1 pseudogene is annotated in these 243 nt (G+C 56.4%); it reads right to left on the bottom strand.

Going from position 1 to position 243, the window contains the following annotated elements:
* Positions 1–243, bottom strand: a pseudogene (gene metL / locus NR195_RS22820) (bifunctional aspartate kinase/homoserine dehydrogenase II); the annotation flags it as partial.

Genomic DNA, 243 nt, shown 5'->3' with positions numbered 1-243 from the left:
CCACGTAACGCAGAACCAGCCCCATTTCCTGCGCGGCTTCAAACCGTTGCAGCATCTGTTCGTTCAGCTCATCCGCATTCTCGAAAAAGTGATCGACTGATTCACCTTCGCAATTCTGTGGGACCAGCGATTCGACGCGCACCTGATCCGGCTCGATGTTATACCCGGCCTCACGGGCCAGAATAACCAGTTTACGCATCACGTCCTGACCCGACAGATCGACGCGCGGGTCCGGCTCTGTTA

It is taken from the genome of Pantoea sp. Ft-CA_14 (assembly GCF_024520875.1).
GTDB classification, from domain to species: domain Bacteria; phylum Pseudomonadota; class Gammaproteobacteria; order Enterobacterales; family Enterobacteriaceae; genus Pantoea; species Pantoea agglomerans.
This window is presented reverse-complemented; position numbering and strand designations above follow the sequence as displayed.